The following is a 19134-nucleotide window of genomic DNA, read 5'->3' as shown; positions in this document are numbered from 1 at the left end:
TTAGACTGTGAAGAGCGCTGTCGAGAACCTCACCCCCACGCGGGTCAAGCTCAATGTTGAGGTCCCCTTTGAGGAACTGAAGCCCAGCATCGCAGAGGCATACAAGACTGTTGCTTCGCAGATCCAGGTCCCCGGTTTCCGCAAGGGCAAGGTCCCCTCCAAGCTCATTGACCAGCGCGTTGGCCGCGGCTACGTCCTGGAGACGGCCATCAACGAAGGCCTCAACGGCTGGTACCAGGCCGCCGTGCAGGAAACCGGCATCCGCCCCCTGAGCCGTCCCGAGGTCGAGATCACCGAGGTTCCGGACCCGTCCGCCACCGACGGCGAACTCAAGTTCCACGCCGAGGTTGACATCCGCCCCGAGATCGAACTGCCCGACTACGCCGGCATCAAGGTTGAGGTCGCCGCCGCCGAGTCCTCCGACGCCGACGTCGACAAGGCACTGGACGAGCTCCGCGGCCGCTTCGGCACGCTGAAGTCCGTGGACCGCCCGGCCGCCGACAGCGACTTCCTGACGATCGACATCGCAGCCTCGATCGACGGCGCCGATGTTGACTCCGCTTCCGGCCTGTCCTACCAGGTTGGCGCCGGCACCATGCTCGAAGGCCTCGACGAGGCCGTCACCGGCCTCAGCGCCGACGAGGACGCCATCTTCGACACCACGCTGGTTGGCGGCGAGCACGCCGGCGAGTCCGCTCAGGTCAAGGTCACCGTCAAGGCTGTCAAGGAGCGCGAGCTCCCCGTCGCCGACGACGACTTCGCCCAGCTCGCCAGCGAATTCGACACCCTGGCCGAACTCCGTGAGGACCTGGCCAAGCAGGCCGCCGAGTCCAAGGTTGTTGAGCAGGGCGTCGAGGCCCGCGACAAGGTCCTGGACAAGCTCGTTGAGCTCGTCGAGGTTCCCGTCCCGGCCTCGATCGTCGAAGAGCAGCTCGAGCAGCACTTCAACGCCGAAAACGCCCACGGTGAAGGCGAGCACGACACCGAGGAGCACCGCGCCGAGGTCAAGGCCAACACCGAGCGTGCCTTCCAGAACGAGATCATCCTCGACGCCATCGCGGAGAAGGAAGAAGTCAACGTCAGCCAGAACGAGCTGATCGACTACATCGTCACCACCGCCAGCCAGTACGGCATGGACCCGAACCAGTTCGCCCAGATCATTGATCAGAGCGGGCAGGTGCCCATGATGGTTTCCGAGGTCCGCCGCCGCAAGGCACTGGCCGTCGTGCTGGGCCAGGCTGAGGTCACCGACTCCGAGGGCAACAAGGTTGACCTGAGCGACTTCGTCCGCCCCGGCGACGAGGCTGCCCCGGCCGCCGAGACCGTTGAGGACGAAGCAGCTTCGGCAGAAGCCACCACCGAGGCCACGCCGAGCGATGACCCAGCAGCAGTGAAGTTCTAGCAGTCCCTGAGACGTAGAACAGTCGGCCCCCGGATCACCGATCCGGGGGCCGACTGTTTTAAGCCCCCGCCTGCGGTCATGCCCGGCTGGCACGGACTGTTCGGGAGCCGGGAAGGCCCCGCATCCAGGACCCGGCGCGCGGGGTGCCGGCAATCGTGCGCCGTCAGCGAACAGCCCGGCGCCAGCGAACAAAGCGGGCGTGAAAACGGTTAGTGTCGCTGTAGGAAAGTTCAGTGATGTCGTCCAGTGGCGTCACCGTCGCCAGCGAGAGGTAAGTACATATGTCACAGCAAGCAGGGGCACCCCGGATGGCCACGGTCGATCCGGCAGCCCAGGATAACTACATTTACAACCGCCTGCTGAAAGAGCGCATCATCTGGCTCGGCTCCGAGGTCCGCGACGATAACGCCAACGCGATCTGCTCCCAGCTGCTGCTGCTCTCGGCGGAGAATCCTGAAAGGGACATCTACCTGTACATCAACTCACCCGGCGGCTCCGTCACCGCCGGCATGGCCATCTACGACACCATGCAGTTCATCCCGAACGATGTTGTCACGGTTGCCACCGGCCTCGCCGCGTCCATGGGCCAGTTCCTGCTCTCCTCCGGCACCAAGGGCAAGCGCTACGCCACCCCCAACGCCCGCATCCTCATGCACCAGCCCTCCGGCGGCATCGGCGGCACGGCGTCGGACATCAAGATCCAGGCCGAGCTGATCCTGCACATGAAGAAGGTCATGGCCGAGCTGACCGCCGACCAGACCGGCCAGACCGTGGACACCATCCTCAAGGACAACGACCGCGACAAGTGGTTCACGGCCCCGGAAGCCCTCGAATACGGCTTCTTCGACAAGATCGCCGCACATGCCGGATCCGTGGCGGGCGGCGGCGGAACCAACGCCAACGGCTCCGGGAACAGCGGCGGCGCTGCGACAGCCACCGAGAACTGACCGGCAGGTAGACAGCAATGAATTCAGGAGCAATGAACATGAACTACAACTTCGGTTCGACTGCCGGTAACCTGCCGAGCAGCCGTTACGTGCTGCCCCAGTTCGAAGAGCGCACCCCCTACGGCTTCAAGCGCCAGGACCCGTACACCAAGCTGTTCGAGGACCGCATCATCTTCCTCGGCGTCCAGGTCGACGACGCCTCGGCCGACGACGTCATGGCCCAGTTGCTGGTGCTCGAGTCCACCGACCCGGACCGCGACATCACGCTCTACATCAACTCGCCTGGCGGTTCCTTCACCGCCATGACCGCGATCTACGACACTATGACGTACATCCGGCCCGAGATTCAGACCGTCTGCCTCGGCCAGGCGGCCAGCGCCGCAGCTGTACTGCTCGCGGCCGGCACGCCGGGCAAGCGCCTCGCGCTGCCGAACGCCCGCGTACTGATCCACCAGCCCTCGCTGTCCGGCGGACAGGGCGGGCAGGCCTCGGACCTCGAGATCCAGGCCGCCGAGGTCATGCGCATGCGCTCCTGGCTCGAGGACACGCTGGCCAAGCACTCCGGTCGGACGCCGGAGCAGGTCAACAACGACATCGAGCGGGACAAGATCCTCACGGCCGCCGAGGCCATGCAGTACGGCCTCATTGACCAGGTCCTCGATTCCCGCAAGATCAAGCCCCAGGCTATCGCGCGCTAATCAGCAATCCGCGGCGCCGGTGCGGCATTCTTACTTGGCCGCACCGGCGTCCGCTTTCCACCCAACGGGCCCAAAGTGACCTAGAGTGGAACATGTCACAGCCAGCAGCAAGCTACTAAAGGGGTTCACACATGGCTCGGATTGGCGAGAGCACAGATCTGCTGAAGTGTTCTTTCTGCGGAAAGAGCCAGAAGCAGGTCCGCAAGCTCATTGCCGGGCCCGGCGTCTACATCTGCGACGAGTGCATCGAACTCTGCAACGAGATCATCGAAGAGGAACTCGCGGAAGTAGCTGACCTGGGCAGTTTCGAGTTGCCCAAGCCCCGCGAAATTTTTGATTTCCTGCAGGAATACGTGATTGGCCAGGAACCCGCCAAGCGTTCGCTCGCCGTCGCGGTGTACAACCACTACAAGCGGATCCAGGCCGGCCACGCGCCGAAGAGCGGCAACCTCGCCGATGGCGTGCACCACGACGACGTCGAGATCGCCAAGTCCAACATCCTGCTGATCGGACCCACCGGCTGCGGCAAAACCTATCTGGCCCAAACCCTGGCCCGCCGCCTCAACGTCCCGTTCGCCGTCGCCGACGCCACGGCCCTGACCGAAGCCGGCTACGTCGGTGAGGACGTTGAGAACATCCTCCTCAAACTTATCCAGGCCGCCGACTACGACGTCAAAAAGGCCGAGCAGGGCATCATCTACATCGATGAGATCGACAAGATCTCACGCAAGAGCGAAAATCCGTCCATCACCCGGGACGTCTCGGGGGAGGGCGTGCAGCAGGCCCTCCTGAAAATCCTCGAAGGCACCGTGGCCTCGGTCCCGCCGCAGGGCGGACGCAAGCACCCGCACCAGGAATTCATCCAGATCGACACCACCAACGTGCTGTTCATCGTGGCCGGCGCCTTCGCGGGGCTCGAGGACATCATCGGTTCGCGGTCCGGGCGCAAGGGCATCGGATTCGGCGCCCCGCTCAACGAGGTCAAGAACACCACGGATTCATACGGCGAGGTCATGCCGGAAGACCTGCTCAAGTTCGGGCTGATCCCGGAGTTCATCGGCCGGTTGCCCGTCATCACCACCGTCTCCAACCTGGACCGTGCCGCGCTCATCCAGATCCTCTCGACGCCGAAGAACGCCCTCGTCAAGCAGTACCAGAAGATGTTCCAGCTCGACGGCGTCGAGCTCATCTTCGAGGACGAGGCCCTCAACACCATTGCCGACCAGGCGCTGGAGCGCGGCACCGGAGCCCGAGGGCTGCGCGCCATCATGGAGGAAGTCCTGCTCCCGGTCATGTTCGACCTCCCCAGCCGCGACGACGTCGCCAGCGTCGTGATCACCGAAGAGGTCGTGACCAAGAAGGCAGCGCCCACGATGATCGCCCACGACGAGGTCAAACGGCGCAAGTCCGCCTGATCCGGAATAATATCGCGGCCCAGGCCGCTGTAATCTTTAGCGCGCCATGTGCGTGATCCGCCCCGGCGCTTTCCCCGCAGACTTCCCTAAGGAGAACACCTGTGCCTGAAACCATGACCAACAAAGCCGACTTCTGGTTCGATCCGATGTGCCCCTTCGCCTGGGTCACCTCCCGCTGGATCGGCGAAGTCGAAGAAGTCCGCGACATCAAGACCGAGTGGCACGTCATGAGCCTGGCCGTGCTCAATGAGGGCCGCGAGGAACTGCCCGAGCAGTACCGCGAGTTCATGAAGAAGGCGTGGGCTCCGGTGCGCGTCATCACCGCCGCCGCTGAACAGCACGGTGCCGAATATATCAAGGCGCTCTATGACTCCATGGGCACCAAGATCCACAACGAAGGCATCAAGGATGTCGACGAGGTCATCGCCAAGTCGCTGGCCGAGGCCGGACTGCCGGCCGAGCTTGCGGCCGCGGGCCAGAGCGACGAATTCGATGCGCAGCTGCGCGCCAGCCACGAGGCAGGCATCTCGCTGGTCGGACAGGACGTGGGCACACCCGTCGTCGCGTTCAACGGCACGGCCTTCTTCGGCCCGGTCCTGACGCGCATCCCGCGCGGCGAGGAAGCCGGACAGATCTGGGACGCCACGGTGACCCTGGCATCCTTCCCGTACTTCTTCGAAATCAAGCGGAGCCGTACCGAAAGCCCGGTCTTTAACTAGGCCCGAACACGCCGGGCCGGGCCCCTGTCCGGCCTCCCGGGAGCCCCGGCAGAACTACTCCGTTGTAGTTCTGCCGGGGCTCTTGTGCACGGCAAGCCGGAGGACAACAATAGAACTTACCCACTTCGAAAGAAGAGGGACGCAGGAACCAAAGATTCAGTGACACTCATCCGACGCAGCCTTCGGCAAAGTCAGATGATGGCTACCAGTGACGAGGTAGGAAGACCTGAAAGTCTAAGGATCCCGCCAGATTGTCTAAGACGTCACGTGACAATCGAAAAGTCGAAGCCCCACCAACCGCTAACGCTGATGGGGCTTCCCCTTTTGCCCAAAAACAGTGGCACAAAAACACTTAGTCAGAAACAGTGTGCCCAAATTCGTCAGGTCGCCGTCCCAGGACGTTCCCCTGGATGGGGGAGCGGGCGGGGGAGCGGACATTGTGCAGGTGCGCACGACCCAATGCGGGTCATGCGCACCTGAGAGTGCCAGGGACTGGCTCCGTGGTGTCAGCCACGGGTGTTAGTCGCCGGTGTTAGTCGCGACGGTCTTCCCGGCGGTCGCCGCGGTCGTCACGGCGGTCTTCCCGGCGGTCGCCGCGACGGTTGATCCCGTGGGCGACCACAACGGCCCCGCCGACGGCGGCGGCGGTCCTGCGTCTGCGTCGTGCTGCCAGTGGCATGTCAGGCTCCTTCTATCGCGTCTTCAGAGGACTGGGCTTCGGCCTCGGCGTCGGCCTGGAAGGCGGCGATGACGGCCTGGGTCGGGATCCGGCCGCTGGCCACGAGCTGGCCGCCGGCCTTGCGGACTGCCGTGCCGAACGGGGCCGCCCACAGGTTCTCCCAGACGAGCACCGCGGCGGAGTGGCCGGGCGCGATCGTTTCGGCCAGGTCCATGACGTCCTGCTCAGAGAGCACCATGGCCAGGTCGGCCTCGGCCGTGCGCACCTCGCCGAGCTCGCTCGGGTCGAGGTCGGAGATCTCCGCCGTCTCGAGTGTGCCGTCCTCCGTCTTCCTCAGGAACACCATGTCGAGCACCCTGACGAGGTCACGCTGGACCAGGTCCTCCAGGAACGGGGCGATCTGGCCCTTGCCGAAGTCGGGTCCGGGGAATTCAACGACGATCCAGTCGACCGGCCCCAGTTCATCGAGTGTCTCAGTCATGCGTATGACCTCCGCTTCTTCTTGGGGTTCAAGGCGATCCGACGGACCGCTGCATCTCATTCTGTGCCCCCGGTGAGGTGCGGCGCCTCACCCGTGCCGGGTGAACTCACCTCTGACCCTGCGGACGAAAGAGGGCGCCGAGCCAGGTTTCCCTGGCGCGGCGCCCTCTTCAGTCGCTACGCCTGGACGGGCGGCTCGGCCGGTGCCAGCACGACGTCGCTGACGGCCAGTTCACCTTCGCCGGCGACAAGCGCCAGTTCACGGGCGTTGGCGGCAGCCTTGAGGTCGGCGAGGCCGGCCTTGAGCTGGGTCGTGAGGGATTCCGAGGCCGTGATCGTCGCGGACAGCACCTCGGTGCGCTGCTTGACCTTGGCCTCCGACTTGGCCTTGCGGATACCGCTGAGCGCGGTGCCCACCGTGGCCAGGAGGGTCGTGTCGCCGTCGACCGCGATGGCGGCGGGCCACTGGGCGCGGTGCACGGAACCGGTGCGCCACCAGCTCCAGACTTCCTCCGTGGCGAACGGCAGGAACGGCGCGAAGAGCCGCAGGAGGGTGTCCAGGCTCGTCGCGAGGGCTGCCAGCACCGAGGCCTGCTGCTCCTCGCCGGCGGCACCGTAGGCGCGGTCCTTGATGAGCTCCACGTAGTCGTCGGTGAAGTTCCAGAAGAAGCTCTCGGTGATCTGCAGCGCCCGGGCGTAGTCGTAGCCCTCGAACGCCTTGGTCGCCTGCTGCACGACGTCGGCGAGCTGGGCCAGGACCGCGCGGTCCAAGGGGTTGCTCAGCACGGAGAGGTCGCCGGAGACGACCGAGTCCTCGGTGGCGCCCAGGTTCAGGACGAACTTGGAGGCGTTGAGCAGCTTGATCGCCAGGCGGCGGCCGATCTTCATCTGCGCGATCTCGTAGGCGGTGTCCGCGCCGAGCTTGGCCGAGGCCGCCCAGTAGCGCACGGCGTCCGAGCCGTACTCCTCCAGCACATCTGTGGGCACAATGACGTTGCCCTTGGACTTGGACATCTTTTTGCGGTCCGGGTCCAGGATCCAGCCGGAGATGGCCGCGTGCTTCCACGGTGCGGTCTTCTGCAGCGCGTCGGCGCGGACGGCGGAGGAGAACAGCCAGGTCCGGATGATGTCATGGCCCTGCGGGCGCACGTCGAAGGGGTAGACCTTGGCGAAGAGCGCCTCGTCGGTGCTCCAGCCGCCCACGATCTGGGGGGTCAGGGAGGACGTGGCCCAGGTGTCGAGGACGTCCGCGTCGCCGGTGAAGCCGCCCGGCACGTCGCGCCGGGCTTCCTCGTAGCCGGGGGCCGCATCCGCGGCGGGGTCGACGGGCAGCTGCGCGTCGGACGGGACGATCGGCGCGTCGTACTCGGGGTTGCCGTCGGCATCCAGGGGGTACCAGACCGGTACCGGCACGCCGAAGAAGCGCTGGCGGGACACGAGCCAGTCGCCGTTGAGCCCGGAAATCCAGTTCTCGTAGCGGGAGCGCATGAACGCCGGGTGGAACTCGATCTCGTTGCCGCGGCCAATCAGCCGTTCGCGCCGGTCCTCGTCGCGGCCGCCATTGCGGATGTACCACTGGCGCGAGGTGACCACCTCGAGCGGCTTGTCCCCCTTTTCGAAGAAGTTCACCGGGTGCATGATTTTCTTGGGCTCGCCGTCCAGCAGGTCAGCGCCGGCCAGGAGTTCCACCACGGACTCCTTGGCACTGAACACGGTCTTGCCGGCGATGGCCGCGAAGTTGGCGCGGCCTTCTTCGGTGGTGATCCACTCCGGGGTCTCGCCGATGATGCGGCCGTCGCGGCCCACGATCGCGCGGGTCGGCAGCTGCAGCTCGCGCCACCATGTGACGTCGGTGAGGTCGCCGAAGGTGCAGACCATGGCGACGCCGGAGCCCTTGTCCGCCTTGGCCAGCGGGTGGGCCTTGACCTCTACCTCGACACCGAACAGGGGAGAGGTGACCTTCTTGCCGAACAGCGGCTTGTAGCGCTCGTCGTCGGGGTTCGCCACGAGAGCGGCGCAGGCGGCCAGCAGCTCGGGGCGGGTGGTCTCGATGAAGATCTTTTCGCCGTCTTCGGTGAAGAAGGGGTAGCGGTAGTAGGCGCCAGCGACCTCGCGGTCCTCGAGCTCGGCCTGGGCCACGGCGGTGCGGAACGTGACATCCCACAGTGTGGGGGCCTCGGCCATGTAGGCGTCCCCCGCGGCCAGGTTGGCCAGGAAGGCCCGCTGCGAGATGGCACGGGACTTGTCATCGATCGTCCGGTAGGTCAGGTCCCAGTCCACGGACAGGCCCAGGGTCTGGAAGAGGTGCTCGAAGACCTTCTCGTCCTCGACCGCGAGCTCCTCGCAGAGCTCGATGAAGTTCTTGCGGGAGATGACGTCGAAGTCGCGCTGGTTCTTGGCGGGCTCGGCCGGGGGCCGGTAGCCGGCGTCGTAGGCGATCGCGGGATCGCAGCGCACGCCGTAGTAGTTCTGCACGCGGCGCTCCGTGGGCAGGCCGTTATCGTCCCAGCCCATGGGGTAGAAGACGTTCTTGCCGGTCATGCGCTGGTATCGCGCCAGGACGTCGGTCTGGGTGTAGGAGAACATGTGTCCTACGTGGAGGGATCCCGACGCCGTCGGCGGGGGAGTGTCGATCGAGTAGACCTGTTCCCGGGTGGTGTCCCGGGTGAACTTGTAGGTCCCTTCCTCAAGCCAGCGCCGCGTGAGCGCCTCTTCCAGCCCCTCCAGGGCGGGCTTGTCCGGAACGTTGATGGGGGCGGTGGTGGGCGTGTCTGTACCCTGATTGTCTTCAGCCATGGGCCAATTCTTCCACTAACTCCCAACCCCTGATGTACGGGAAGGGGCCGGCGGCGGGGTTCTCCGGGTGTGGGAGCCGCCGAAGTAACGTGAAGTAGCATGCGCAGATGGGCAAATCTCAGGGCAATAATGCCGGAACCTTCGCGGTCAAACGCATCTATGAGGACCCTTCCGACGACGACGGCTGCCGGGTCCTGGTGGACCGGCTCTGGCCGCGGGGAGTAAGCATGGAACGGGCCCACCTGGAGCTCTGGCTCAAGGACGTGGCACCTTCCCCGCCGCTGCGCAAGGAATTCGCGCACATGCAGGAGCGGTTCGCGCAGTTCCGGGCGGCCTACGAAGCGGAGCTGGAAACCAACCCCGCGGTGCAGACGCTGTACGCACTCGCGGCGGAGCACGGGAAAGTGACGCTGCTCTTCGGCGCCCGGGACCCAGAGACCAACCATGCCCGGGTGCTGCAGGAGTTCCTGGAGCGAGGTAGCAACAGCAGGAAATGAGCCCGGCATTGCCGTTACTGTGGTGCCATGACTGAGGGAATCGACAACAACACACAAGAAGTCACTGCAGCAGGAGCCAAAGCGGCAGTAGTCACCGGCGCCAGCACCGGAATCGGCGAGGCCACCGTGCGTGCGCTCCGCAAGGAAGGCTGGACCGTGTTCGCCGTCGCCCGCCGTGCCGACCGGCTCGAAGCGCTCGCCGCAGAAACCGGCGCCGTCGCCCTTCCCGCCGATGTGACCGACGACGCCGATGTAGCCCGGCTGCTCGATGAGGTGACCCGCGCCGGCGGCATCGACACGCTGATCAACATCGCCGGTGGTGCCCGCGGCGCCGACAAGGTTGCCGGGGCCAAGACCGAGGACTGGGAATGGATGTTCCAGGTCAACGTGCTGGGCAGCATGAAGCTGATCCGCACGTTCCTGCCCATGCTGCGGGCCTGCGGCGAGGGCACCGTACTGAACCTGACCTCAACCGCCGGGCTCGCGGCCTATGAGGGCGGCGGCGGTTACAACGCGGCCAAGTTCGCCCAGCACGCCCTGACCGGCGCCCTGCGGCTCGAAGAGGCCGAGCACAACCTCCGCGTGATCGAGGTGGCCCCCGGGCTGGTGCAGACCGAGGAGTTCGCCCTGAACCGCCTCGGCGACCAGGACGCGGCAGCCAAGGTGTACCAGGGAGTCGAGAAGCCACTGACCGCCGGGGACGTGGCCGACGTGGTCCGGTACGCCGTCGTCGCGCCGCACCACATCAACCTGGACCAGATCGTGATCCGACCGGTAGCGCAGGCGGCCAACTACAAGCTGATCCGCAAGAACCAGTAGGGCGGGGTCTGGGAGCGAGGCCAGAGGCCGTGCGGGGCCACGCCAGGGTGAACGTAGGGCGGCGACACCTGACGTTCACCCTGGCGTGGGGCGCAGGTCAGGCTCCGCTGGCCCGGAGTTCGCCGGGGTTGGGCAAGGTGGCGCAAGCAACTGCACACCACCAGAGTGGAGAACTTTCCCATGCGAACCCCGACGAAGCTCGGCGCTGCCGTACTCAGCGCAGCCCTGCTCCTCTCCGCCGCCGCCCAGGCAAACGCGGCCGACACGAACCCCAACGGCCAGGGCAACCACTTTGACCTCGAGGCCCATCGAGGCGGCATCGGCTTGACTGTCGAGTCAACCCTGGCGTCCTTCGCCAAGGGTATCGAGACCGGCGTCTCCACGCTCGAACTTGACCTCCAAATCACCAGGGACGGCCACGAGGTCATCACCCACGACCGCAAGATCAGTGGCCAGAAGTGCCTGGATACGGCTCCTGTCACGCCGAACGACCCCCAGTTCCCCTACGTGGGCAAGTACATCAAGGACCTGACGTTCGCGCAGGTCCGCAGCCTGGACTGCGGCACCCTCACGCTGCCCCAGTTCCCGGGCCAGATGGCCTCGCCGGGCGCCAAGATGCCCACGCTGGCCGAGGTCTTCGCCTTGGCGGACTCCCACCGCGCCAGCCGGGTGAAGTTCAATATCGAAACCAAGGTCGAGGCAGGTGCGCCACAGGAAACGGCCCCGCGGGAGCAGTTCGTCGACGTCGCACTCCGTGAAATCACGGCCGCCCACATGCAGAGCCGCGTCTCAATCGAGAGCTTCGACTGGGGCTCGCTGCGCCTGGTCCAGCAGCGCGATCCCCGGATCCGCACCGTGGCCCTGACCAACAAGGACTTCCTCCAGGCAGGCGAGCCCGGCAAGTCGCCGTGGCTGGGCGGCATCGACGCCGATGACTTCGGCGGTGACCTCGTCGCCGCAGCCTCCTCCCTGGGCTTCGACGCCATCTCTCCCGTGCACGGCACGCCGCAGGACGGCGCCGTGACGGATCCGGGCTATGTTCCCTACGTCACCGCCGACATGGTCCGCCGTGCCCACGGGGCCGGCATGCAGGTCATTCCGTGGACCGTTGATGACAAGCCCACCATGCGGGCGCTCATCGGGGCCGGAGTGGACGGGCTGATCACGGATTACCCGGACCGGCTCCGGGACGTGATGGCCGAGTCCGGCATGAAACTGCCGCGCAGCTAGTCCTCCGCGCGCAGCTAATCTTCCGCCGGGACGGACAACGTGGCCAGAACCGCCGCGTGGTCCGTCCCGGCCACCGGCAGCACGGCGTAGCCGCTGCTGCGCACCTGCGGGCCGGTCACGATGTGGTCTATCACCACGCCAGGCAGCGGGGGGCCGGCCATCGGCCAGGTCGGAACCAGCCGCGCCAGGGCCGCTGCGCCGGCGTCGACGCGGGGGCTGCCGGGCCCGGCGCCGTCCTTGCCCTGAAGGATCTGGCGGAACTCGGCGTGATCAACGGTGGCGTTGAAGTCCCCCAGCAGGAGCATGTTGCCGGGACGGGCGGCAAGGCGGCCCAGGGCAGCCAATTCGCTCCGCCACTGCCCGGCCCGGCCCCACACCGGGGCCTTGGTGTGCACGTTGGTCACGATGAGGGAGGCCGGCTGGCCGCCGGCCTCGAGCTCCAGCTGCACCGTGGGCATGTGGAAGGCGGAACCGTCCACGGAATCCACCGGAACGATCGGGCGGGAGGAGTACACCGCGCCGCCGCCCGCGCCGTCCCTCGAGCGGCTGATCCGGTGCGGAAGCAGCGCGCCCAGCCCTTCCGCATCCAGCCGTTTTTCCAGGGCCGGGGAGAGCTCCTGGACGGCAAGGAGCCCAACGCCTTTCTCGCGCACCAGCCGGACCACCTCGGCCGCATCAGCCTGGCCTTTCCAGGCGTTGAGGCTCATGACCGTCAGTTCCGCCGCCGGCGCCTGTCCGGTGCCCTGCCCGTTGGCCTGTGCGTGGCCTGTGCTTTGTTGCTCTCCATGCGGCGGATCCGCCGCCCGGGCCAGGAATCGGTCCGCCACCCGGTCCGGCGGGAACAGCCACAGCAGCTGGAGGGCCAGGAGGGCGCCGGCCGGCAGGACCGCCCAGGGACGCCGCGTCGGCAGCGCGAGCAGGACGGCCGCACCTGCGGGGAGCACGAACCAGGGAGTGAAGGCCACGAGCTGGACCACAGGGGCAGGCCAGGGCGCCGGGACCGCCCGGAAGATGGATACCACCGCAACTGGCGCGGCGCAGAGGGCAGAGGACACGTGCCACCGGCGGCTGGCGCTGCGGCGCTTCACGGGTAGGCCCGGGGCGGCCGGGGGACGGTCATGGCAAGAGTCTATGCAGTCGGACCGCCGGCGTCGCCCCCTCACAACGGAGTTTGCCGGGCTGTAAATCGCAGTGCCACTGCCTGTCACTGCCCTGGGTCAGTGAAACGCAGTGTTTTCTCCGGTAACATCGACGTAGCAGCTTTGACCCGGCCATCACCGGTGAGCTTCCGGAAGAACACCCTCGCGTGCGGTGGAGAGTAAGTCGCAAACGCACGCCAGGGCCAGTAGAACCGGACGGGTAAGCCCGTCACAGCAGTAATGAGCGGCCGACTCCGGTGCAGCCCCCTTCTCGAAGGGTGCGGACCGGTGGCGGTAAGTGAGGTGGTACCGCGGTCCGGTTGTCGACACGACAATGCAGGGACCGTCCTCGCATCCTGAATGTATGTGTTCACTAGCTCAACCCAGGATGTCGAGATGACTTATTACCCCAAGGCCTCCGCCGCAGGCGCCGGCTCCACCACCTCTGCGTCAAACGCGGCTTCCACCACCTCCGCTTCCAACACCTCTGGTGTGCCGGCCTCCGTGAAGTTCCCGGAGATCGAAGAGCGCATCCTCAAATACTGGGACCAGGACGGCACCTTCCAGGCCAGCATCGACCAGCGGGATGCAGGTCAGGACGGATCCAACGAATTCGTCTTCTACGACGGCCCGCCCTTCGCCAACGGCCTGCCGCACTACGGCCACCTCCTGACCGGCTACGCCAAAGACCTCGTGGGCCGCTACCAGACACAGCGCGGCCGCCGCGTGGAGCGCCGCTTCGGCTGGGACACGCACGGACTCCCCGCCGAGCTGGAAGCCATGAAGCAGCTGGGCATGACGGACAAGACCCAGATCGAGGCCATGGGCATCGACAAGTTCAACGACGCCTGCCGTGCCTCCGTCATGAAGTACGCCGACGAATGGAAGAGCTACGTCACCCGCCAGGCGCGCTGGGTGGACTTCGAGAACGACTACAAGACGCTCAACGTCGAGTACATGGAGTCCGTGCTCTGGGCCTTCAAGCAGCTGCACGAAAAGGGCCTGACCTACAACGGGTACCGCGTCCTGCCGTACTGCTGGAAGGACGAGACGCCGCTGTCCAACCATGAGCTGCGTATGGACGACGACGTCTACAAGAACCGCCAGGACCAGACCGTTACGGTCACCTTCCCCATCACGGCGGGGGAGTCGGAGCTGTCCAGGCAGCTCGCCGGGGTGCAGGCGCTCGCCTGGACCACGACGCCCTGGACGCTGCCCACCAACCTGGCGCTCGCCGTCGGGCCCGCCATCACCTACGTGGTCCTGCCGGCCGGCCCGCACGGGATCAAGGCCGCGGCAGCCGACGCCCCCGTCACGGGCAGTTTCCTGCTCGCCGCGGACCTCCTGGCCGCCTACGCCAAGGATCTCGGCTACGGCGACGGGGCCGAGGGCGCAGCCGCCGCCGAAGCCGCCGTCACCTCCCGCCACACCGGCGCCGAGCTGGACGGCCTAAGCTACGAGCCGCTCTGGGACTACTTCCACGACGCCGAAAAGTACGGCACCGAGAACGCCTGGCGCTTCCTCGAGGCTGACTACGTCACCACCACGGACGGCACCGGCATCGTCCACCAGGCCCCCGCCTACGGCGAAGACGACCAGAAGATCTGTGAAGAAGCCGGCATCCCGGTGGTCCTCTCGGTCGACGAAGGCGCAAAGTTCCTGCCGCTCTTCGGCCACGGCGACCTCGCCGAAATCGCCGGACTCCAGGTGTTCGAGGCCAACAAGCCGATCACGCAGGTGCTCCGCGCCCAGGGCCGCCTGGTCCGCCAGGCCAGCTACGAGCACAGCTACCCGCACTGCTGGCGCTGCCGCAACCCGCTGATCTACCGCGCCGTGTCCTCCTGGTACGTCGAGGTCACCAAGTTCAAGGACCGCATGTCCGAGCTCAACCAGGACATCAACTGGATCCCGGGCAACGTCAAGGACGGCCAGTTCGGCAAGTGGCTCGCCAACGCCCGCGACTGGTCCATCAGCCGCAACCGCTACTGGGGCAGCCCCATCCCCGTCTGGCAGTCCACCGACCCGGACTACCCGCGCACCGACGTCTACGGCTCCCTGGCCGAGATCGAGGCCGACTTCGGCCGACTGCCGCTGAACAAGGCCGGCGAGGTGGACCTGCACCGGCCGTTCATCGACGAGCTCACCCGCCCGAACCCGGATGACCCCCGCACCCCGGAAGAGGGCCAGTCCGTCATGCGCCGGGTCGAGGACGTCCTGGACGTCTGGTTCGACTCCGGTTCCATGCCCTACGGCCAAGTGCACTATCCGTTCCAGAACGAGGAATGGTTCGACACCCACAACCCGGCGGACTTCATCGTCGAGTACATCGGCCAGACCCGCGGCTGGTTCTACATGCTGCACATCCTCTCCACCGCGCTGTTCGACCGCCCGGCCTTCCGCAACGTCATCAGCCACGGCATCGTGCTGGGCTCGGACGGGCAGAAGATGTCCAAGAGCCTGCGCAACTACCCGGACGTCTCCGAGGTCCTGGACCGCGACGGCTCCGACGCCATGCGCTGGTTCCTGATGTCCAGCCCGATCCTGCGCGGCGGCAACCTCGTGGTCACCGAGCAGGGAATCCGCGACGGCGTCCGCCAGGTCATCCTGCCCCTGTGGAACGTGTACAGCTTCTTCACGCTGTACACGAACGCGGCCGGCGCAGCCGGTGGACAAGCGAAGGGCTACGACGCGAAGCTCCGCTACGACGGTTACGCCGACACCCTGGACCAGTACCTCATGGCCAACACCGGGGACCTGGTCCGGAACATGACCGCCCAGCTGGACAGCTACGACATCTCCGGCGCCTGCGACGAGCTGCGCAGCTACCTGGACATGCTCACCAACTGGTACGTCCGCCGCAGCCGCCAGCGCTTCTTCGACGAGAGCGTGGACGCCTTCGACGCGCTCTACACCGCGCTGGAGACCGTGACGCGCGTGGCCGCGTCCCTGCTGCCGCTGGTCTCCGAGGAGATCTGGCGCGGCCTCACCGGCGGCCGCTCCGTGCACTTGGCCGACTGGCCGGACGCCGGACTGTTCCCGGCCAACCCGGGCCTGGTCGAGGCGATGGACCGCGTGCAGCAGATCTGCTCCACTGGCTCCTCGCTGCGCAAGGCGGCGAACCTGCGCGTGCGCCTGCCGCTGCAGGAACTCACCGTCGTGGCACCCGGCGCGGACGCGCTGGAAGGCTTTGCCGCCGTCGTCGCCGATGAACTGAACCTGCGCTCGGTCCGCCTGCTGGACGCCGAGAGCGCCTCCCCGGAGGAGTTCGGCATCGAGCAGAAGCTCGTGGTCAACGCCCGGGCCGCCGGCCCGCGCCTGGGCAAGAATGTCCAGCAGGCCATCAAGGGCTCCAAGTCCGGCGACTGGTCGGTCAGCGACGCCGGGGTGGTCACCGCCGGCGGCCTCGAGCTCGAGCCGCAGGAGTACACCCTGGAAACCGTCGTGGCCGAGGCCGCGGAAGGAGCCGGCTCACGCGCCGCAGCAGTACTTCCCGGCGGCGGGTTCGTGGTCCTCAACACCGAGGTCACCCCGGAACTGGAGGCCGAAGGCCTGGCCCGCGACATGGTCCGCGCCATCCAGCAGGCCCGCAAGGACGCCGGACTCAATGTCAGCGACCGGATCAGCACGTCCGTCACGGCGAAGCAGGACGTCGTCGAGGCGCTGCTGGCCAACGCGGAGCTGGTCAAGACCGAAACCCTGACCGTCGAGCTGGAAACCTTGGCGGCCGACATCAAGGACCCGCAGGTCAGCGTTGCCAAGAAAGTTGGAGCCTAAACCATGACCGACGAATTCTCCGTTGAAAGCGTCTACGCCGAACTCCTGGGCCGGGCGCCGGAAAACAAGATGGAGCCGCGGCTCGCCCCGCTGCACCGGGCCATGGAAATCCTGGGGGAGCCGAACAAGGCGTTCCCGATCATCCACGTCACCGGCACCAACGGCAAGACCTCCACGGCCCGGATGATCGAGGCCGGGCTGCGCGCCCACGGCCTGAGCACCGGCCGCTACACGAGCCCGCACCTGTCCAAGGTCACCGAGCGGATCAGCATCGACGGCGCCCCGGTGCCGGATGAGACGTTCGTCCGGATCTGGGACGAGATCCGCCCCTACCTGCAGATCGTGGACGGCGAACTCGAAGCGGCGGGCGAGCCCCGGCTGACCTACTTCGAGTGCCTGACCATCCTGGGCTTCGCGGTCTTCGCTGACCAGCCGGTCAACGTCGCCGTGATCGAGGTGGGCCTGGGGGGCATCACCGACGCCACGAACGTCGGCGACGGCCAGGTGGCCGTGATCACCCCGATCTCCCTGGACCACACCGATCTGCTGGGCGACACCACCGGGGACATCGCCTACGAGAAAGCCGGCATCATCAAGCCCGGCAGCTTCCTCATCAGCGCGGCGCAGCCCGTCGACGCGGCCCAGGTCCTGCTGGAAAAGGCCAAAGAGGTCAACGTGCCGTTCCGCTTCGAGGGGGTGGAGTTCGGCGTCGAATCCCGCACCGTCGCGGTCGGCGGCCAGATGGTCACCATCCAGGGCATCGCCGGACGCTACGAGGACCTGCTGGTGCCGCTGCACGGCGCGCACCAGGCCGAGAACGCCGCCGTCGCCATTGCCGCGCTGGAAGCGTTCTTCGGCGGGGAAAAGGCGATCGACGCCGAAATCCTGCAGGAGGCCTTCGCCTCCGTCACCTCCCCGGGACGGCTCGAGGTGGTCCGCACCGCGCCGACCATCATTGTGGACGCCGCCCACAACCCGGAAGGCATCCGGGTCTCCGCCGAGGCCATCCACGAGGCCTTCAACTTCACCAAGCTCGTGGTGGTGGTGGGAGTCCTGCGGGAAAAGGACGCCGAGGAGATCCTGCGCCAGCTCAAGGAATCCCTGGGCGGCCTCGCGACCGAATACTGCTTCACCCAGTCCAACTCGCCCCGGGCCGTCCCGGCCGAGGACCTGGCCGAAATCGCGGTTGACCTGGGCTTCGGCGAGGAGAACATCCACGTCGCCGCGAAGCTCGATGACGCCCTCGAATGGGCCGTGGAACGGGCCGAAGCCGACGACGAGCCCGCCGGCGGGGTCCTCGTGACCGGTTCCATCACGCTCGTCGCTGACGCCCGGATCCTGCTCGGAAAGGCGGACGCTTAAGCGATGGCGAAACTCACCAAAGCCCAGCGCGAATGGCGCCCGGGCATGCCCAAGAAACGACGTTCCACGAAGGTCATGTTTGCCTCCACGGTCCTGCTGCTGGAAGCGTTCGTGGTGCTCTTCGGGACTCTGGCCGTCTTTGGACTGCACCGGAACGAATACCCTGCGGCCCTGGTCTTCTCGGTCGGGATCGGCCTGTGCCTGGTCTTCGTCTTCACCTGCGCTGTCCTCTCGAAGCCGTGGGGAGTGGCACTGGGCTGGGTCCTGCAGCTCGTGCTGATCCTGGGCGGCATCGTGGAACCGGCCATGTACCTCGTCGGCGCGCTCTTCGCCGTGGCGTGGTGGTACGGGATCCGGACCGGCATCCGGATTGACCGGGAAGCTGTCCAGCGGGACCGCGAGCAGGCTGACTGGGATGCCGCCCACCCCCAGGGCCCCGCGCCCGGAAACAGCGCCTGAACGTCCATCCCGGGCACCTGGCCCGAACCCCGTAGACTTGACCCGAATCCCACCCCAACACATTGGAGCAGCTGTGAGCATTGAGCGCACCCTCGTCCTGATCAAGCCCGACGGCGTCGCCCGCAACCTGTCCGGCGCCATCCTCAGCCGGATCGAAGCCAAGGGCTACACGCTGGCCGAGCTCAAGAAAGTCGACGCCAGCCGCGAACTGCTGGAGCAGCACTATGAGGAGCACGTCGGCAAGCCGTTCTACGAGCCGCTGGTTGAGTTCATGCTCAGCGGCCCCGTGGTCGCCGCGATCTTCGAGGGCCACCGCGTGATCGAGGGCTTCCGCACCCTCGCCGGCACCACTGACCCGACGACGGCGGCGCCCGGCACCATCCGCGGCGACTTCGGCCGCGACTGGGGCCTGAAGGTCCAGCAGAACCTGGTCCACGGCTCAGATTCGGCGGAATCCGCCGAGCGCGAGATCAAGATCTGGTTCTAGCTGTACTGAGCCATCAGGTTGGTGACACCCGGGTGGTGGGTGTGGTTCCGATGCCGGTGTGGATTCGTTCAGTGTTGTAGTGCTGGAGCCAGGGCGCAAGTGCGGCTTGGCGGTGGGTGCTGCTTGTGAAGGCCTGCCGGTAGGCCCATTCGGTTTGCAGGGTCCGGTTGAAGCGTTCGGCTTTGCCGTTGGTCCAGGGGCAGTGGGGCTTGATGAAGCGCTGAACGGCTC

Annotated in this window: 17 protein-coding genes; 12 read left to right on the top strand and 5 right to left on the bottom strand. The window is 66.6% G+C overall.

All coding sequences use genetic code 11. The features are described from left to right. The first annotated feature begins 7 nt into the window (after nt 1-7). The 5 genes from tig (at nt 8) to B5X90_RS15785 (ending at nt 5181) form a co-directional block, all read left to right on the top strand. Nucleotides 8-1402: a trigger factor gene (tig, locus tag B5X90_RS15805; RefSeq protein WP_079554679.1), complete on the top strand. Its 1395-nt coding sequence runs from the start codon at nt 8-10 to the stop codon at nt 1400-1402. Nucleotides 1403-1710: 308 nt separating this feature from the next. Then, on the top strand, nt 1711-2349 hold the full coding sequence (locus B5X90_RS15800; RefSeq protein WP_079554677.1) for an ATP-dependent Clp protease proteolytic subunit: 639 nt from the start codon (nt 1711-1713) through the stop codon (nt 2347-2349). A gap of 38 nt (nt 2350-2387) precedes the next feature. Then, nucleotides 2388-3047, top strand: a complete 660-nt coding sequence (locus B5X90_RS15795; protein WP_026266422.1) for an ATP-dependent Clp protease proteolytic subunit — start codon at nt 2388-2390, stop codon at nt 3045-3047. 131 nt (nt 3048-3178) lie between these two features. Further along, nucleotides 3179-4462: an ATP-dependent Clp protease ATP-binding subunit ClpX gene (gene clpX, locus B5X90_RS15790; protein ID WP_018773373.1), complete on the top strand. Its 1284-nt coding sequence runs from the start codon at nt 3179-3181 to the stop codon at nt 4460-4462. Between the two features lie 101 nt (nt 4463-4563). Then, nucleotides 4564-5181, top strand: a complete 618-nt coding sequence (locus tag B5X90_RS15785) for a mycothiol-dependent nitroreductase Rv2466c family protein (protein WP_306292832.1) — start codon at nt 4564-4566, stop codon at nt 5179-5181. 532 nt (nt 5182-5713) lie between these two features. On the opposite strand, the gene B5X90_RS21295 is transcribed toward B5X90_RS15785, so the two are convergent. From B5X90_RS21295 to valS, 3 genes are all read right to left on the bottom strand, one after another. Then, nucleotides 5714-5860 carry a hypothetical protein gene (locus B5X90_RS21295; RefSeq protein WP_155855732.1) on the bottom strand — a complete coding sequence of 49 codons (147 nt, stop codon included), beginning with the start codon at nt 5858-5860 and terminating at the stop codon, nt 5714-5716. A 1-nt stretch (nt 5861) separates the two neighbouring features. Further along, nucleotides 5862-6341, bottom strand: a complete 480-nt coding sequence (locus B5X90_RS15780; protein WP_079554675.1) for a DUF6325 family protein — start codon at nt 6339-6341, stop codon at nt 5862-5864. A 176-nt stretch (nt 6342-6517) separates the two neighbouring features. After that, nucleotides 6518-9136 carry a valine--tRNA ligase gene (valS, locus tag B5X90_RS15775; protein ID WP_079554673.1) on the bottom strand — a complete coding sequence of 873 codons (2619 nt, stop codon included), beginning with the start codon at nt 9134-9136 and terminating at the stop codon, nt 6518-6520. Nucleotides 9137-9243: 107 nt separating this feature from the next. Here valS and B5X90_RS15770 point away from each other — a divergent pair, with 107 nt between their 5' ends. The 3 genes from B5X90_RS15770 (at nt 9244) to B5X90_RS15760 (ending at nt 11682) form a co-directional block, all read left to right on the top strand. Then, entirely contained in the window at nt 9244-9633 is a 390-nt protein-coding gene (locus tag B5X90_RS15770; RefSeq protein ID WP_079554671.1) for a DUF488 domain-containing protein, read from the top strand. A 27-nt stretch (nt 9634-9660) separates the two neighbouring features. Then, entirely contained in the window at nt 9661-10452 is a 792-nt protein-coding gene (locus tag B5X90_RS15765; protein ID WP_079554669.1) for an SDR family oxidoreductase, read from the top strand. A 180-nt stretch (nt 10453-10632) separates the two neighbouring features. Continuing rightward, nucleotides 10633-11682, top strand: coding sequence for a glycerophosphodiester phosphodiesterase family protein (locus tag B5X90_RS15760; protein ID WP_079554667.1), 1050 nt, complete (start codon nt 10633-10635; stop codon nt 11680-11682). Between the two features lie 14 nt (nt 11683-11696). On the opposite strand, the gene B5X90_RS15755 is transcribed toward B5X90_RS15760, so the two are convergent. Continuing rightward, nucleotides 11697-12659, bottom strand: a complete 963-nt coding sequence (locus B5X90_RS15755; protein ID WP_256860280.1) for an endonuclease/exonuclease/phosphatase family protein — start codon at nt 12657-12659, stop codon at nt 11697-11699. 558 nt (nt 12660-13217) lie between these two features. On the opposite strand from B5X90_RS15755, the gene ileS reads away from it, so the two are divergent. The 4 genes from ileS to ndk all read left to right on the top strand — a co-directional run bounded on the left by ileS (nt 13218) and on the right by ndk (nt 18903). Further along, a complete protein-coding gene (gene ileS, locus B5X90_RS15750) occupies nt 13218-16595 on the top strand; it encodes an isoleucine--tRNA ligase (protein WP_256860279.1) in 3378 nt (1125 codons plus the stop codon). Between the two features lie 3 nt (nt 16596-16598). Beyond that, nucleotides 16599-17957, top strand: a complete 1359-nt coding sequence (locus B5X90_RS15745) for a bifunctional folylpolyglutamate synthase/dihydrofolate synthase (protein WP_079554665.1) — start codon at nt 16599-16601, stop codon at nt 17955-17957. A 3-nt stretch (nt 17958-17960) separates the two neighbouring features. Further along, nucleotides 17961-18416 carry a DUF4233 domain-containing protein gene (locus B5X90_RS15740; protein WP_079554663.1) on the top strand — a complete coding sequence of 152 codons (456 nt, stop codon included), beginning with the start codon at nt 17961-17963 and terminating at the stop codon, nt 18414-18416. A 73-nt stretch (nt 18417-18489) separates the two neighbouring features. Next, nucleotides 18490-18903: a nucleoside-diphosphate kinase gene (gene ndk / locus B5X90_RS15735; protein ID WP_018773361.1), complete on the top strand. Its 414-nt coding sequence runs from the start codon at nt 18490-18492 to the stop codon at nt 18901-18903. 13 nt (nt 18904-18916) lie between these two features. Here the strand turns inward: ndk and B5X90_RS15730 are convergent. Further along, a partial coding sequence (locus B5X90_RS15730; RefSeq protein ID WP_143264780.1) for an integrase core domain-containing protein occupies nt 18917-19134 on the bottom strand: 218 nt, incomplete at its 5' end.

This window comes from Arthrobacter sp. 49Tsu3.1M3 (assembly GCF_900168135.1).
In the GTDB taxonomy this organism is placed as follows: domain Bacteria; phylum Actinomycetota; class Actinomycetes; order Actinomycetales; family Micrococcaceae; genus Arthrobacter.
Note: the sequence above shows the minus strand (reverse complement) of the source record. Positions and strands in the feature narration are given on the sequence as shown.